This is a genomic window from Flavobacteriales bacterium, assembly GCA_016713875.1.
Lineage (GTDB): Bacteria > Bacteroidota > Bacteroidia > Flavobacteriales_F > PHOS-HE28 > PHOS-HE28.
This window is the reverse complement of the sequence record JADJOI010000003.1, coordinates 1,666,972-1,682,336: the sequence shown is the minus strand read 5'-3', so window position 1 is coordinate 1,682,336 and position 15,365 is coordinate 1,666,972. Positions and strand designations below refer to the sequence as shown.

Genomic DNA, 15,365 nt, shown 5'->3' with positions numbered 1-15,365 from the left:
ACATGAAACGGACCGTGATCCTCATCGCCCTGCTGGCCGTGATCGCCGGCGGCTGGTACGCCTGGCGCGAGTACAACCGCACCGCCGAGCCCACCAGTGAACTGGAAGCCACGGAGACGATCGAGGCCGCAGCGCTGCTGCAGGCCTACACCGCCGACGAGAACGCCGCCAACACGCGCTTCAACGGCAAGGTGCTGCTGGTGAGCGGAACGGTGCGTGAAGTGAAGTCCCCGGAGAACGGCCTGGTGGACGTGGTGCTGGAGACCGGCGACCCCCTCGCCGGGGTGGTGTGCCAGTTCGCCCAGGCCGACGTGCCCGCCACGCTGATCGCCGGTGCGCCGGCCCGCATCAAAGGCATCTCCACCGGCCTCCTGATGGACGTTGTGCTGCAACGCTGTGCCGTTGTGGAATGACCCTTGCTATCCTCCCTTCAGAACCCCTGACCATGACCCGCGACCTGCTGTTCACCGCCGCGCTTTTCGCCGCGATCACCGCCACCGCCCAGGAGCGCTACGCCACCCGCACAGGCCACATCTCCTTCCACAGCGACACGCCGATGGAGAAGATCGAGGCGCACAACCACAAGGCCACCAGCGTGTTCGATGCCACCACGGGCGCCATCGAGATGGCCGTCCTGATGAAGGGCTTCGAGTTCGAGAAGGCCCTGATGCAGGAGCACTTCAACGAGAATTATGTGGAGAGCGACAAGTTCCCCAAAGCGACCTTCAAGGGCAAGATCACCGGCATCACCGCCGAGGACCTCAAGAAGCCCGGCAGCCACGCCGTCACCGTGGAAGGCGACCTGACGATGCATGGGGTGACCAAACCCGTGAATGCCACCGGCACCATGGGCATGGAGCCCACCGGGGCCATCCGGGCGACCAGCACCTTTTCCATCAAGCCGGAGGACTACAACATCGCCATCCCGGGCATGGTGCGCGACAACATCGCCAAGGAGATCGTGATCACGGTCCAGGTGGACCACACGAAGATGTGACCGCAGCCCCGCCCCAAGGACCTGAGAACGGCCCCGATGCCCTCGGGGCCGTTCCTTCGAGAGCCCCACCAACCACCACACGCATGCGCCTCCCCCTGTACGTCCTTTTCTTCCTGACCACGCTCGCACCGCTCCAGGCCCAGGACGACCTCCTCGGTCTGTTGGGGGAGGAGGAGCCCGAGAAAGAGCTCACCACGGCGAGCTTCAAGACCACCCGGGTGATCAACGCGCATAGCCTGGAGAACACGGCGCATGGGGCGATGGACATCAAGATCAGCCATCGGTTCGGCTTCCTGAACCTGGGCATCAGCGAACTCTTCGGCCTGGACCAGGCCACGGTGCGCATCGGCATGGAGTACGGGCTCACCGACCGGCTGATGATGGGCTTCGGCCGCAGCAGCTACCAGAAGACCCTCGACGGTTACGCGAAGTACAAGATCCTCCGGCAGTGCCAGAGCGGTTGCGGCATGCCGATCACCCTTTCGGTGTTCGCTGGCATGAGCGCCAACATGCTGGAGAAGGAGAAGACGGAGTGGTACGCCCCCGGCCAGGAAGACTACTTCACCCACCGGCTCGGCTATGCCTTCCAACTCATCGTGGGCCGCAAGTTCAGCGAGGCGCTGAGCCTGCAGCTGATGCCCGGCATGGTGCACCGGAACCTGGTGACCACCGCCGACCAGGCGCACGATGTGCTCAACATGGGCGCCGCCGGTCGCGTGAAGCTCACCAAGCGGCTCGCCTTGAACGCGGAGTACTTCTACGTCCTCCCTGGACAGACCCGTGCCCCAGTGGTCGAGGCCGACCGCTTGGACGATCCGAACCCGGGCTACAAGAACTCCCTGTCCGTCGGCTTCGACATCGAGACCGGTGGCCACGTGTTCCAACTGCATTTCACCAACTCCACGGCCATGTTCGAGCGCGGCGTCATCACGGAGACCACGGGTGACTGGCTGGACGGTAACATCCACTTCGGGTTCAACATCAGCCGGGTGTTCACGCTCTACCGCCCGAAGCCCAAGAAGGTCTAGGCTGGACGGCCCGGTGCGCCCCCTTTGCGGGCCCCTTGCACCATGAGGAATTCCGACAGGTTGTCGGGTTCCAGCACGCCGATCACGGATCCGTTGTCCACCACGGGCACCAGCGGCAGGCCAAGGGCCGCGAGCTGTTGCAGGGCCTCCTGGGCCGGCTGTTGAAGGGATACCGGTCGCACCGCGGTCGGTGGAAGATCAAGCAGCCGCACCTCCTCGCGACGAGCACGCAGCGCCTCCATCAGTTGCCGGCGGGTCACCAGACCGGCGAGCTCGCCATCCCTGAGCACCACCAGGTCCTGATCGCCACCGGCGAGCAATTCGTCGACGGCCCTGCCCACCGTGGCCTCTGCGGAGAGCGCCCAGAACCGGGTGCGCATTACCTGCGCCACGGTGATGCCGCGCAGGGCGGCCTGCTGCATCACCATGCGGGCCTCGGCCCCGGCGGCCAACCAGATGAAGAGGCCGATCAGGGCCAGCATGGGCTCGCCGAAGAAGAGCCCGCCGATGCCGAGCATCGCCGCCAGCGCGCGTCCGATGGCCGAGGCGATGCGGGTGGCCTGTACCCGCGAAAGGCGCAGACCCAACAGGGCCCGCAGGATCCGCCCGCCATCCATGGGGAACGCCGGGAGGAGGTTGAACAGGAAGAGCCCCAGGTTGGCCGTGAGCAGAAACGACAGCAGGGCCGGGAGCAGCGGGCCTCCTGCGCGCGGGTCCGCCAGGTGCAGGCCGCCGAAGAGCGCCCATTGCAGCACCCCGGCAAGCACCACGATCACCAGGTTCACCAGCGGCCCGGCGAGCGTGATCCAGAACTCCTGCATGGGCTCTTCGGGCATGCGTTCCAAGCTGGCCACCCCGCCGATGGGCAGCAAGGTGATGTCGCGCGTGCGCACCCCGTAGTGCAGGGCCGTAAGGGCGTGACCGTATTCGTGCAGCACCACGCATACGAACACCAGCAGCACCTGCCCCAGTTGCACCATCACCTCGCCGAGGTCGCCTCCCGAGGATGCGGCGGACACGGCCACGTAGCCCACCAGCAGGAGAAAGGTCCAGTGCACGTGCACGCCGATCCCCTTGAACCGGAGGACGCGCAGGGAGCCGCCCAAGGATGGGCCGGCCATCAAGACCTCAGGGCTTGCTCCAGCACCAGCATGGGCACCCGGGTGTGCATGGCCATGTGTGCCGTGGTGCTGCGGTGGAAGAGGTCGCTCCACAGCGTGCGGTGCCGGTGTGTCAGCACCAGCAGGTCGGCCTCCAGTTGGTCCACCAGGTCGTTCAGCGCCGTCACCAGGTTCTCCTCGGACAGGTAGTGCACCGACCGGGGCACGGCACCCAGCAGATCGTCGAGCGGGGAGGCGGGCAGGGTGGACGCATCCACGCCCTCGGGAACCCCGCGCACGATGGTGAGCTCGGCCCGATGCCACCGGGCGATGTTGAGGAGCGGCCCGACGGTGGCTGGTCCGAGCGGGCCACCATCATCAGCCACCACGATCCGCCGCGGATCGCGATACCCGGCCTGCGCCGGCACGGCGAGCACGGGGGCTTGAGAGCGCCGGATGACATCGGCGGCGTTGGTGCCCAGTAAGGCCTCTTCGAGGCCGGAGGCACCCTGGGTGCCCATCACGACAAGGTCGATGCCGAGTTCACCGACCAGTCGATCGACCACGTTCGGCAGCTCGCCGTGTTCGACCCGCTGGTCCACCAAGGCACCTCCCAGGTGCACGGCATCGCGCAGGCGTGCCGTGAACCGTGATAGGCCCTCCTGAGCGGCCTCCACGGTGGCGACATCGAGGGAAAGGTCGGCCGCGGGGGAGAAGGGGGGGACGAGGAAGGTGTGCAGCAGGGTGAAGTGTCCCTGCTCCGTACCCATCAGGCGGATGCCGTACACGGCGGCGTTCAGCGCGTTGTCGCTGAGGTCCGTGGGCAACAACAGCCTGGCCATGGGCAGTTCAGTGACCGTGCCCTTCGGAGGCCTTGGACCCCGCGGAGTCCACCAGCCAGTACCCGATGAAGACCAGGGCGAGCATGGCGACGAAGCTGACGAGGCCCAGGGTGTTGCCCACACCGTCGGTGTTGAGGATGGAGGGGCGGAACGGGATGGCGAAGGCCAGCAGCCAGCAGAGGAGACCGAGGAGTTTCTTGGTGTTCATGCGATCCGGTTGGTCAGGGGCAAAGTAACGGCTTCCGGCCGAGCGACCTTCCTCAACCCCGGGCCAGGTGCTCCAGCCCCTTGATGTCGCGCAGGAGGATATCGCGCCCCGTGCTCTCGATCAGGCCGTCGTGCTTCAGGTCGGTGAGGGTGCGGATCAACGACTCGGTGGCCGTGCCCACGATCGAGGCGAGGTCCTCCCGGCTGATCCGAACGCCCAGGCCGGCGTCCTTCTCCTGCCCGAACCGTTCATGCAGGCGCAGCAGGGCCTGCGCCACCCGCTGCCGCACGGAGGCATAGGCCATCTCAAGGAGACGCGCCTCCTTGTCCTTCACGTCCCGGGTCAGCAGTCGGATGAACCGGATGCTCACATCGCGGTCGCGGTAAAGCAGGGCCAGCAGGTCCTCTCGGGGAATGACGGCGACCTCGGAGTCCTCCAGGGCCTCGGCGGTCTCTGCGGTGCGGCCCCCTTCGAGCACGCCCATGTAGCCGATGAAGTCGCCCGGTCCGTACAACCCGGTCACCAGCTCCTTGCCGTCCTTGTTCATTCGGTAGGTGCGCAGCTTGCCTTTGTGCACGAAGTGCACGGCCCGCAGCTCGTCACCCTCATAGAACAGCACTTCCTTCCTCGGTACCGCGCGCAGTTTTCGGTCGCGGCTGATGTCCCTCAAGGCGTCCACCCCGCGTGCCTGGTCAATGAAGCGGTCCAGGCCTTCCAGGCTGTGGTCGAAGCCCTTGCGGAACAGGTCGCTGCGCTTCAGTCGGCCTTCGATGGCGTTGAGCAGTTCGCTCTCATCGAAGGGCTTGGTGAGGTAATCATCCGCACCCAGTTCCATGCCCTTGCGCACCTCGGAGCGCTCGGCCTTGGCCGTCAGGAAGATGAACGGGACCTCGGCGGTGGCCGGGTCGCGTCCGAGCAGATGAAGCACCCCATATCCATCGAGCTCGGGCATCATGATGTCGCACAGCACAAGGTCCGGCTGTTCCTTGCGGGCCATCTCCACACCGCGGCGGCCGTTCTCGGCCTTCAACACACGGTAATTGGCCAGTTCCAGGATCTCCGCAGTGTTCTCACGCACGTCCGCATCGTCCTCGATCAACAGGATGGTCTTCATGGGCTGTACCGGGTGGGCAGGTGAATGGTGAAGGTGGTGCCTTCGTTCAGGCGGCTTTCGAACCCGATGGAGCCGCCCATGAGGTCCACATAACGGCGTACGATGTTAAGACCCAGGCCGGTGCCTTGGATGGTGACGGCGTTGCCGGCCCGGAAGAACCGCTCGAACAGGTGCTGCTGGTCCTCCTCGGGGATGCCGATCCCCTGGTCGACGACCTGCACCTCGGCCTGGTCTCCTTCGATCGAGGTCCGCAGGATGATCGGTCGGTCCTCCGGGGAGTACTTCATCGCGTTGGTGAGCAGGTTGCGAAGCACATTGGCCATCATGCGTGGGTCCTGGAGGAGGCGTCTGTCCGCACTGGGATGGTCGAACCGGATCTCCTGCCCGGGCTTGGCCAGGTCGCCCAGTTCCTCGAGCAGTTCGATGCACAGGTCCACCAGGTCGAAGTCCTCCGCGACGCACTGCACCTGGCCCTGTTCAAGCTTCTCCAGGCTCAGCAGGTCGTTCAGCATCGCCGTCAGTTCGCGGACCTTGCTGCGCACCTTGAGCACATGGCGTTCAACGTTCGCCTTGTGGGTGCCATCGTTGTAGCGTCCGATGAGGTCCACCGAGCTCAGGATGGTGCTCAGCGGGGTGCGGAACTCATGGCTGGCCATGCTCACGAAGCGCGACTTCAGGGCGTTGAGCTCCTTCTCTTTATCGAGGGCCTCGCGCAGGTTCCGCTCCGCTGCCTTCACCTGGGCGGTGCGTTGTTCCACCCGTTGTTCAAGCTCGGCGTTCACCCGCTGCAGTTCCGCCTCGGCGACACGCCGTTTGGTGACGTCGGTCAGCAGGCCCATGACGAACCGCTCTCCGTTCAGTTCGAAGTGATTGAGGCTCACCTCCACGGCAAAGGTGGATCCATCCTTGCGCAGGCCTTGCAGATCAAGCCCGATGCCCATGGGCCGTTTGGCCGGGTGGGCCGTGTACTGTTCCCGGTGCGCCACATGGGCCTTGCGGCCGGCTTCCGGGACCAGCAGCTCGATGGGCCGGCCGACGAGCTCGCCGGGGGGGTATCCGAAGAGTTCCTCCATCCTCGGGTTCACCAGTAGCATGGTGCCCTGGCCAGCGACCACGACAAGCCCTTCTGCCGCTGAACGGAACAGCAGTTCGCAGATGTGCGCCACATCGTGGTCGGCAATGGCCGGATGCATGGGCAGGGGTTGACCGCCGAAATGTAGCCCCCGGACCTGCACCATGTCACCGTCGACCGGCCCGGGTCAGGGTCTGTTGCCGACCGGGCCCGTTGCGCTTGTCGTAGACGTTCCAACTGCGCAATGGTCGCGCGTAGAGGTTCAGGCTCATCACCCGCATCGGCAATGGATTCGTGAACCGGTGGATGCTCGCACCTTTGGGCAGGTGGCTCACCTCTTCCTCGGTGATCCGGCGTTCGTGCAGGCACAGCAAGCTCTCGTCCCGGTCCACGCTGAACCGCTCCTCGATCAGCTCTCCCTGAACAGGCCTCACCCAGCCTTCCTCGCTACCGTAGTCGTGGATGCTCGTGCTCTGGCCGGGTTCGAAGCAGATCAGCATCAGCTCGAAGGCCTCGGTGCGCAATAAGCAGTTCCGGGTGTAATGCCTGGCGTTCCATGTGGCCGCTGACGCCAGTTCCTCCGAGGGGAGGTCCGCCGCCCGAAGCACGCGCTCATAGGCAGCACGTGAACGAGCCCGGCGCAGGGAGGCGATCAGACCGGCCAAATTTCGGGCACCGGGTTGCATGAGCATCAGGCGGGCGGATCTCGTCCGCGAACCTACCGGGACCCGACCGTCACGTTCATGACGACGGTCAGTCCGCTGTCCGGCCTTCGGGTTGGTCGAAGTTCGGCATGTTCTTCGCACCTTGCGGCACAAAGCACCCGATCCATGAAGAAGACCCTCGCTCTGTTGTTGGTAGCCAGCGTTGCCCTGCCGGCCGTGGCTCAGAAAATGAAGATGCGTTCCGGCTCATTCGATGCCCTGAAAGGGGAAAAGACCGTGAACCTGCAGTTCACCTATGACAAGATGATGGTGGGCAAGTACACCGAGACCGATTATCTGGAGAAGAAGGCCAAGGAATATGACGAGAAGGAACCTGGAAGGGGAGATACCTTCAAGAACTCATGGGTCGCCGACCGAGTGGCCCGCTTCGAGCCCAAGTTCGAGGAATTGTTCAACGATGGAGGTACGCTGAGCGGCTCACGTGACAATGCCGAAGCCAAGTACACGTTCGTCGTGAACACCGACTTCACCGAGCCAGGCTATAACATCGGCATCAGCAAGATGCCGGCCAGCATCAACGCGACCATCCGGTTGGTGGATAAGGCCAGCGGAAATGAGCTTGGGGCCATGCTGGTCGTGGGCGTGCCCGGATCGCAATTCGCCGGGTACGACTATGACACCGGGTCCCGTCTGGCCGAATCCTATGCCAAATTGGGCAAAGAGCTTCGGAAGTACATGGACAAGAACATTTTCGGAAAGTAGGCTGGACATTGCCCCGAATGGAACAGGCGGCCCGCAGGCCGCCTGTTCACGTTCGTACTCGCCCGTCGAAGGGATCACATCCACTTCGCCAGCCAGTGATGGAATTCGTCCTTCAGCTCCCGATAGAGCTTTTCGAAGGTGTCCATCCGATCGCGGAGACCGGCGTGGTCCTTATACAGCCGGTGTTCGATGGCCACCGGGTGCTCCTTGCTCTCCTTCTCCAGGAAATTCTCGTGCTCCTTGATGTCGTGCCGGAGCTCGTCGATCACCTCGCGCTCCCGGATGTATTGGTTCTGGAAATGCTCCACTTGGGCGAGCACCTCGCCGGCGGAGTTGCGGGACACGATCTCCTCGAGACGCTTCTCGAAGATCCCGATCTCGTCCTTATAGAAGCGGAGGCGGTTCAGCCACACTTGGTGCTCGAAGTGCAGGTCGCCGATGTGCTTGTGGGTCTGTGCTTTGGTCGCCGTGGTCATGGTCAGGGTGCTTGGATGGGTTGAAGTTCGTACCCGTTGACCGTAAAACAAAGCCCCGGCGCTTCGGCCGGGGCTGAGGATCGTCAGTGCGCTTGGCCTACTTGCGGTCCTTCATGACCACATAGTCGCGCTTGGTGGCGCCGGTGTAGATCTGGCGGGGACGGCCGATGGGCTCCTTGTTCTCCACCATCTCCTTCCATTGGGCGATCCACCCCGGCAGGCGGCCCAGGGCGAACATCACCGTGAACATGCGGGTGGGGATGCCGATCGCGCGGTAGATGATGCCGCTGTAGAAATCGACGTTGGGATAGAGCTTGCGGCTCACGAAGTAGTCGTCCTTCAGGGCGATCTCCTCGAGCTGCTTGGCGATGTCGAGCACCGGGTCGGAGATGCCGAGCTTGCCCAGCACGTCGTCGCAGGCCTTTTTGATGATCCGGGCCCGCGGGTCGAAGTTCTTGTACACCCGGTGCCCGAAGCCGAACAGGCGGAAGGGGTCGTTCTTGTCCTTCGCCTTGTTCACCCACTTCTGGATGTCGCCACCGTCATTGCGGATGGTCTCCAGCATCTCGATCACCTCCTGGTTGGCGCCGCCATGAAGGGGACCCCACAGCGCTGCGATGCCAGCGCTGACCGCGCTGTACAGGTTGGCCTGGCTGCTGCCCACCATCCGCACCGTGCTTGCGCTGCAGTTCTGCTCATGGTCGGCGTGCAGGATCAACAGCTTGTTCAAGGCGTTGCTCACCACCGGGTCCACCTTGTACTCCTCGGTGGGCAGGCCGAACATCATGTACAGGAAGTTGTCCACGTAGCTGAGCTTGTTGCTCGGATACATGTACGGATGGCCCAGGTTGTTCTTGTAGCTGATGGCGGCGAGCGTGGGCATCTTCGCGATGAGCCTGAAGATGGTGCGCTCCCGGTCCTTCATGGGACGATGCGGGTCCTGGCTTTTCGGGTAGAACGTGCTCAGGGAGTTCACCATCGCGCTCAGGATCCCCATGGGGTGCGCGTTGTTCGGGAAGAACTCGAAGAACCGCTTCATGTCCTCGTGCACCAGCGAGTGGTAGCGCACGTTGCCTTCGAACTCCTCCATCTGCCGCTTGTTCGGCAGGTCTCCGTTCAACAGAAGGTAGGCCACTTCCAGGAAGCTGCTCTGCTCCGCCAGCTGCTCGATGGGATAACCGCGATAGTGCAGGATGCCCTCTTCTCCGTCGAGAAAGGTGATCGCACTGGTCGTGGCCCCGGTGTTCTTGTACCCCAGGTCGAGGGTGATGTAGCCGCTCTCCTCGCGAAGCTTGCTGATGTCAATGGCTTTCTCTCCCTCTGAACCCACCACGACCGGTAGTTCATAGGACTTGTCCCCCAGGATGATCTTCGCTGTCTCGCTCATGTCGTGCCCGTGCTCGGTGGGATGAACAGTTGTCGTTTTCGCGGGCGCTAAGGTAACAACCACCGGGCCCGACCTTGTTCGTTGCGCGCCCGTGTACGCACGTAGGCCGGAAAAGATGCGGGGCGCCCGCAGGCGCCCCGCACATTGCTGTTGTCAGCGCTTACTCCTGATGAGCCGGGCGCTGCGGTGCGGGTCGTTCCTCCCGCCGCTCGGTCTGCTTCCTCCGCTGTTCGAGCAGCCGGTCGTACTGCTCAGGGGTCAGCACGGCCTTCAGGTCGGCGTCGTATGATGTCTTCAGTTCCTGCCGTTCCTGGTCACGCTGGGCCTTGTCGGCTGCGCGTGCGGCTTCCACGGCCTCGGCGTGCTTCAGGTTGATGGCCTGCACCTGGGCCACCTGGTCCTCGGTGAGCTGAAGGGTGCTTCGCATATGCTCGGTGCGGCGCGCGGCACGCGTGGCGGCGTCCTCCGGTGTGCGCTGCCGCGAGGCGGTGCGCTCCTGAGCGTGCAGGGGCGAAGCCGCGAGCACCAGCGTGACGATGGGGATGATGAGGGTACGGATCATGGTCGTTGAGGTTGGAGGGTTGGACCAAGGTGGTCGCGAATGGTTCGATCGGCCGCTGGCCAGGCGGCCACCGCAAGGTAGTGCCGTTCGGGAAAGACCCCGTGTGCATCGGAAACGTTGCCATGTGCGGTCCGACCCTAGGCTGCGCCATCGCACGGACCATCCACCGATCGGCAAAGCTCCGCGCCGGCCGGACGCCATCGACCGTGGGTGAAGGCCGATGAAGGCGATGGTCGACCGTCAGGTCAGGGTGGGGGAGCATTCAGCGCTGGCTCCATGCGGGATGCCGGATCCAGCAGGCTGTACACCGCTGAATCGAGGAACATGCCGTTCCAATGGTAGTTCTCCTTGAAGAGGCCTTCGAGGACGAAGCCGTTCTTCTCCAAAAGCCTCCGCGAGGCGGTGTTCAGCGGGTCGGTGATGGCCTCGACGCTATGAAAGCCATACCGCGCGAAGGCCAGATCCACGACGGCATGCAAAGCTTCTCCCATCAGGCCCTGACCCCAGAGCTCGGGGAGGAGCAGATAACCGACCTCGATCCGGTGGTGCTCCCAGTTCGGGCGATAGAGGCCAATGGTGCCGCACATCTCCGCGGCACCGGCGAGCTGGACGGCCCAGGAGACCCCATTCGACGCGGCCTGGTCGGCCCAGGTGCGTTCGATCAACGCATGGGCATCATCCAGGGAGGTCGTGCGCGGTCTGCCGATCATGCCCATCACACGCTCGTCGGAACGCAGTTGGAACAAGGCTTTGGTGTCCTGGGACGTGAAGGGCCTCAACAACAGACGAGGGGTGCGCAGTTCCACGGCTGCGCTGAGGTCGGCGGTGAGCATGTCACTGCAAAGGAACCGCTCCGGATCAACGCCGCGATCGATCGCGGTAGCGGGCCAGGTTGATCAACAGCACACCGGTGAGGATGATGCCCAGACCGGCCAGCTCCCGCCAGCCCAGCCGCTCCTCGCCCAGGACCACGCCGAACAGAACGGCCACCACCGGGTTCACGTAGGCATAGGTGCTGACCTGGGCGGCGGGCCGCACGCTGAGCAGCCACACGTAGGCGCTGTACCCCACGAGCGAGCCGAGCACGATGAGGTAGCCCATGGCGCCCCATGCCCGAACGGGGATCGAGGGCCACTGAACGCCACCCCATTCTCCACGGGCGGTGGCGGCGACCATGAAGGCGGCCGCGCCGGAGAGCATCTGCCACGAGGTGTTCACCGCGGCGGGCAGTGGGGAGGGTCTGTACTTAGCGATCAAGCTGCCCGCAGGCCATGCGGTGATGGCCAGCACCATCCAGACCAATGCTGTACGTTCCTCCGCCCATGCATCCGCGGAGCCCTGGGCAGAGAGCCGCCCACTGAACAGGAGCCACACGCCGGCGAACCCACCTACCACGCCCAGCAGCACGGAAGGGCTGCGCAGGTTCACCGACCATTGAGGCCGGTCGAGCAACACGAAGCTCAAGGGTGCCACCGCGATCAGGATGGCCACCACACTGCTGGGAAGGGTGCGTTCGACCCAGACGACCACCCCATTGCCTACGAACAACAGCAGAACCCCTACGAGCCCAGCGAGCCCCAGGGCCCGACCCGGCCGGATATCCTGCCCGGTGAGCGCGCACCAGCCGAGCATCAGGAGTCCCGCCGTCGCGAACCGGAAGCCACCCAACAGCATGGGTGGAAAGCCGGTCAGAGCTTCACGGATGAAGTAGTACGTGCTTCCCCAAATGAGATAGATGGCCGCGAAGGCAAGGACCACCCGCCACCGCTCCGGACCGGAAGTGCTCATGTCGACCGGGACAGCTCGTTCAGGAAGTCGCGCACCGCTCGATGGAACGCATCAGGTCGCTCCAAGTTGCTCAGGTGCCCGACGCCAGGGATCACTCTGAGCCGGGCGTCCGTCGCAGCCTCCTGCATAGCTTGGCTGGTGGGCAGCGGCATCAGGTCATCCTCTTCACCCGTGATGATCAGCACGGGGACCCGGAGCCCCTGCAGCACGGCGGTGCGGTCCGGCCGTGCGGCCATTCCCATGGCGGCGGCGGCCACCGCTACGGGACGCTGCCGGGCCATCATGGCCTCGACCCGCGCGGCCAGTCCGGGTTGCGCGCGACGTGTCGTTCGGGACAGCAGCTTCGGCATCATCCCCCTGGCGATCACCGCCGTTCCCTTGGTGAGGGCGGTCTCCGCGGTACCGAGCCTGGCCTGGCGTGCCTCGACCGTATCAGCGGTGGACCGCGTGTTGCACAGCACCAAGGCTTGCACCCGCTGGGGCCATCGTTCGGCGAACGCCAGCGCTACGTAACCGCCCATGCTCAGCCCACCGATCACCGCCCGGTGCACACCGCGCTGGTCCAGAAGGTCGGCGAGGTCCTCGGCCAGCACGTCCATGCTGAGGACGCTCGGCACCTCGCGGGCATCCGATCCGAACCCCCGAAGGTCCGGGGTGATGACGTCTGCCCGTTCGTGCAGTGCGGCCGCGGTTCCTTCCCAGAGGGTGGCATCCTGCGGAAAGCCATGGACGAGGAGGAGGGTGGGGCGCACGGCGGTCAAGGTAGACGATGACCGGTACTATCCATGTATGTATGGCCATACATACTTCAGGATGGTCTTGAGGGGGAGCGGCACAGGGCCGAACGCCCGTGAGTCGCACTGGACGCGGGTTTACACATGTCGGCTTCGGCGAAGTCTCCTTTCCGGACCTTGGAACATATGTATGGCCATACATATATCCTGGTTTTCGATCGGGGTGATGGCTCAGGCCCATGAGCTGCACTCCTTGCAGGACAAGGGACTAAGCAATTCAGGCGCATGAACCTCCAATTCGACAGGGGGAACATATGTATGGCCATACATACTTCAGCAGGGTCGTACTGGGCATCTCTGGTGCCTCGATCGCCTCTCATCCGCCCTGGACCGGGGTTGGCGCGTAACGAGCCTCCACACGGCCAACGCTCGGGACCATGGAACATATGTATGGCCATACATATGTTCCGTGCCCATGCCACAGCTCCTTTCCTTGGCAGCCCACCTTTGCACCATGCATCGCAGTGCGCTCGTGCTCGTCCTTGTCCTGGGCCATGGATACCCTCGCACCCTAGCTGTTCCATACACCGTGCCGCCGGGGAACGTGGCCGCCTTCTTCGCCACGCTGCCGGCCGACGCGACGGAGGTGCGGTTCGATGGGGCTGCGGAGTACAGCTGTTCGACCGATATTGAGCTACCCGCCCGACCTCTCCTGATCATTGATGGGGCTGGGGCAACCTTGCGTTTGGGTCCTGGCTCGCGCGGATTCACCTGCGCAGTGGCCGATCAGAAGGCCGCAGTGGCCCGTTTATCGTCCCGCTACGTCATCCGCGATTTCGCCCTGATCGAGGGCGGTCGGAAAGCCATCGACCTACAGGCCACGCTTGGCAGTTCGGTGCGCAACGTGAAGTGCGTTCGGCAGACCGAGACCGCGGTGGACCTTCGGTTCTGCCTCATGGCCCGCCTGGAGCACGTGTTCGTCACCAACCCGACCGGCCGGGGCATCGTGGTGCGGCAGGGCGACTGGCCTGGGGCCACCGCCTTCAACAGCCAGAGCAACAGCGCGGTCCTCGAACAATGCCGCGTGTATTGCGCCGCCTCCACCACGGAGGCCTACGCCGTATTCAACAGCGGCGGTGTGCGTATGACCGACTGTGTGAGCGAGGGCGCCCCGTGCGACCATGATCTTTACCTCTCCGCGGTCACGGACGGCGACGAGGCGTCGATCGCCAGCAACACGGTGGTGAAGTCCTTCACCCTGGCCAACTTCCATGTGGAGCACGCCGCGCGGATCGCCTCCATCCATGTCAACATGCCCAGCAAGGCCAGCGTCACCCTCGGCAACGTGTACTGGAATGGACCGCAGAAGGCGCCGGTGATCCGCTACGTCATGGGGCAGCTCAACGTCCAGGACATCGGGTGGTGGCATGAGAGCTTCCGCATCGTCACCCGGCTGAGCGCACCGCGGATCACCGTCCAGCGCTGCCACAGCCTGCTCAACGTGGGGGAGAAGAACGAGCGGACCGAGCACCAGGCCGGTGTGTTGCACCTGGATGAGGCGCTCGTCGGTACCACGCAGTTGAAGCTCAACTATGTGGTGGTGCGCGACAAGGCCATGTAAGGTCGCCGCGTTCCATCCGCCTACATTGCCGACATGGACGGACGTGGTTGGCGGTTCCTGGCCCTGGCCTTCGGCATCAGTTGGGCGATCGCCTTGGTGGGCATGGCCTTCGGGGTGCGGAGCGCCACGGCGCCGGGATACGCGGTGGTGGCGGGTGCCGCCATGTTCGGCCCCGCCCTCGCCGCCCTGCTGTGCGCGCATCGCTTCGACCGTGCGGGCTGGCCCGCGCTGGGTGTGGCGATCCGTCCCTTCCGCCTGCGTCCCTTCCTGCTCACCGCCGGCGTGGGCATCGCGATCGTGCCGGTGATCCTGGCCACCACCGCCATCCTATCCGGGGGCTTCCCTGAAGGCGGCTTCGGGCGTGTGGTGTTCACCAGCGATGGCCTGGTCGACCAGGTGCAGGACCTCGTGGCCAAGCTGGGAGCGGAACCAGTGGAGGAGGTGAAGCTCGCCCCGCTCCGACGCTTTCCACCGGTGCTCATCCTGCTCGGGGCTCTTTTCGCCGCCGTGCTGGCGGCCTGCACGGTGAACCTCCCCTTCATGCTGGGCGAGGAGCTGGGCTGGCGAGGCTACCTCTGGGGCCGGCTCGCGCATTGGCCCGCGGCCCGGCGCATCGGCTTCACCGGCCTGGTCTGGGGGCTCTGGCACGCACCGCTCATCGCCATCGGCCACAACTACCCCGGTCATCCCGTGGCCGGTATCGGCATGATGGTGTTGCTCTGCCTGGTGCTCGCGGTGCTCTTCGACCACACGCGCTGGCGAACCGGTCACGTGTGGACCAGTGCTCTGCTGCACGGCATCATCAACGGAAGTGCCGGCACCTACGCCCTCTTTGCCGTCCAGGGCCACCCGCTGTTGGGGTCCATCGCCGGGCTCACAGGCATCCTAGGGCTGCTGCTCCTGAGCATGGTCGTGGTCGCTGTCGACGGCCCCTACCGAAGGGCGCTGTTCACCGGAGGTGCTTGAGCTGACCAGCGACGGCTGCCGTTCCTCCCGCCTCGGCGCCGCT

Annotated in this window: 18 protein-coding genes; 6 read left to right on the top strand and 12 right to left on the bottom strand. The window is 64.6% G+C overall.

Translation table 11 applies throughout. The features are described from left to right. The first annotated feature begins 2 nt into the window (after positions 1-2). The 3 genes from IPJ87_08910 (at position 3) to IPJ87_08900 (ending at position 2,025) form a co-directional block, all read left to right on the top strand. The gene (locus IPJ87_08910; GenBank protein ID MBK7941982.1) at positions 3-413 is read left to right on the top strand and encodes a hypothetical protein; all 411 of its coding nucleotides are present in this window, start codon (positions 3-5) and stop codon (positions 411-413) included. 32 nt (positions 414-445) lie between these two features. Further along, positions 446-997 (top strand): YceI family protein, encoded by a 552-nt coding sequence (locus IPJ87_08905; protein ID MBK7941981.1) that lies wholly within the window; start codon positions 446-448, stop codon positions 995-997. Positions 998-1,080: 83 nt separating this feature from the next. After that, positions 1,081-2,025, top strand: coding sequence for a hypothetical protein (locus IPJ87_08900; protein MBK7941980.1), 945 nt, complete (start codon positions 1,081-1,083; stop codon positions 2,023-2,025). Here IPJ87_08900 and IPJ87_08895 read toward each other — a convergent pair. From IPJ87_08895 to IPJ87_08870, 6 genes are read right to left on the bottom strand one after another with little or no spacing between them, the layout of a single operon-like run. Further along, a complete protein-coding gene (locus tag IPJ87_08895; protein ID MBK7941979.1) occupies positions 2,022-3,146 on the bottom strand; it encodes a site-2 protease family protein in 1,125 nt (374 codons plus the stop codon). The two genes, IPJ87_08900 and IPJ87_08895, sit on opposite strands and share 4 nt — an antisense overlap. Continuing rightward, positions 3,146-3,967 (bottom strand): universal stress protein, encoded by an 822-nt coding sequence (locus tag IPJ87_08890; GenBank protein MBK7941978.1) that lies wholly within the window; start codon positions 3,965-3,967, stop codon positions 3,146-3,148. Before IPJ87_08890 ends, IPJ87_08895 begins: the two co-directional genes overlap by 1 nt. A gap of 7 nt (positions 3,968-3,974) precedes the next feature. Beyond that, the gene (locus tag IPJ87_08885; GenBank protein ID MBK7941977.1) at positions 3,975-4,175 is read right to left on the bottom strand and encodes a hypothetical protein; all 201 of its coding nucleotides are present in this window, start codon (positions 4,173-4,175) and stop codon (positions 3,975-3,977) included. A 52-nt stretch (positions 4,176-4,227) separates the two neighbouring features. Beyond that, on the bottom strand, positions 4,228-5,289 hold the full coding sequence (locus IPJ87_08880) for a response regulator (GenBank protein MBK7941976.1): 1,062 nt from the start codon (positions 5,287-5,289) through the stop codon (positions 4,228-4,230). After that, on the bottom strand, positions 5,286-6,482 hold the full coding sequence (locus IPJ87_08875) for a PAS domain S-box protein (protein MBK7941975.1): 1,197 nt from the start codon (positions 6,480-6,482) through the stop codon (positions 5,286-5,288). The genes IPJ87_08880 and IPJ87_08875 overlap by 4 nt, the downstream gene beginning before the upstream one ends. A 46-nt stretch (positions 6,483-6,528) precedes the next feature. Then, a complete protein-coding gene (locus IPJ87_08870) occupies positions 6,529-7,053 on the bottom strand; it encodes a cysteine dioxygenase family protein (GenBank protein ID MBK7941974.1) in 525 nt (174 codons plus the stop codon). 138 nt (positions 7,054-7,191) lie between these two features. Here IPJ87_08870 and IPJ87_08865 point away from each other — a divergent pair, with 138 nt between their 5' ends. After that, complete coding sequence (locus IPJ87_08865) at positions 7,192-7,788, top strand: hypothetical protein (GenBank protein ID MBK7941973.1); 597 nt, start codon at positions 7,192-7,194, stop codon at positions 7,786-7,788. Between the two features lie 74 nt (positions 7,789-7,862). On the opposite strand, the gene IPJ87_08860 is transcribed toward IPJ87_08865, so the two are convergent. From IPJ87_08860 to IPJ87_08835, 6 genes are all read right to left on the bottom strand, one after another. Continuing rightward, positions 7,863-8,264 carry a hypothetical protein gene (locus tag IPJ87_08860; protein ID MBK7941972.1) on the bottom strand — a complete coding sequence of 134 codons (402 nt, stop codon included), beginning with the start codon at positions 8,262-8,264 and terminating at the stop codon, positions 7,863-7,865. 97 nt (positions 8,265-8,361) lie between these two features. After that, positions 8,362-9,651 carry a citrate synthase gene (locus IPJ87_08855; protein ID MBK7941971.1) on the bottom strand — a complete coding sequence of 430 codons (1,290 nt, stop codon included), beginning with the start codon at positions 9,649-9,651 and terminating at the stop codon, positions 8,362-8,364. Positions 9,652-9,811: 160 nt separating this feature from the next. Beyond that, complete coding sequence (locus IPJ87_08850) at positions 9,812-10,213, bottom strand: hypothetical protein (protein MBK7941970.1); 402 nt, start codon at positions 10,211-10,213, stop codon at positions 9,812-9,814. 245 nt (positions 10,214-10,458) lie between these two features. Then, positions 10,459-11,046 (bottom strand): GNAT family N-acetyltransferase, encoded by a 588-nt coding sequence (locus IPJ87_08845; protein MBK7941969.1) that lies wholly within the window; start codon positions 11,044-11,046, stop codon positions 10,459-10,461. Positions 11,047-11,071: 25 nt separating this feature from the next. Next, positions 11,072-12,001 (bottom strand): EamA family transporter, encoded by a 930-nt coding sequence (locus IPJ87_08840; protein ID MBK7941968.1) that lies wholly within the window; start codon positions 11,999-12,001, stop codon positions 11,072-11,074. After that, positions 11,998-12,753: an alpha/beta fold hydrolase gene (locus IPJ87_08835; GenBank protein MBK7941967.1), complete on the bottom strand. Its 756-nt coding sequence runs from the start codon at positions 12,751-12,753 to the stop codon at positions 11,998-12,000. Before IPJ87_08835 ends, IPJ87_08840 begins: the two co-directional genes overlap by 4 nt. A gap of 496 nt (positions 12,754-13,249) precedes the next feature. Between IPJ87_08835 and IPJ87_08830 the strand changes: the two genes are divergently transcribed. Beyond that, positions 13,250-14,356 carry a hypothetical protein gene (locus IPJ87_08830; protein ID MBK7941966.1) on the top strand — a complete coding sequence of 369 codons (1,107 nt, stop codon included), beginning with the start codon at positions 13,250-13,252 and terminating at the stop codon, positions 14,354-14,356. 33 nt (positions 14,357-14,389) lie between these two features. After that, positions 14,390-15,322, top strand: a complete 933-nt coding sequence (locus IPJ87_08825; protein ID MBK7941965.1) for a CPBP family intramembrane metalloprotease — start codon at positions 14,390-14,392, stop codon at positions 15,320-15,322. Positions 15,323-15,365: the final 43 nt, after the last annotated feature.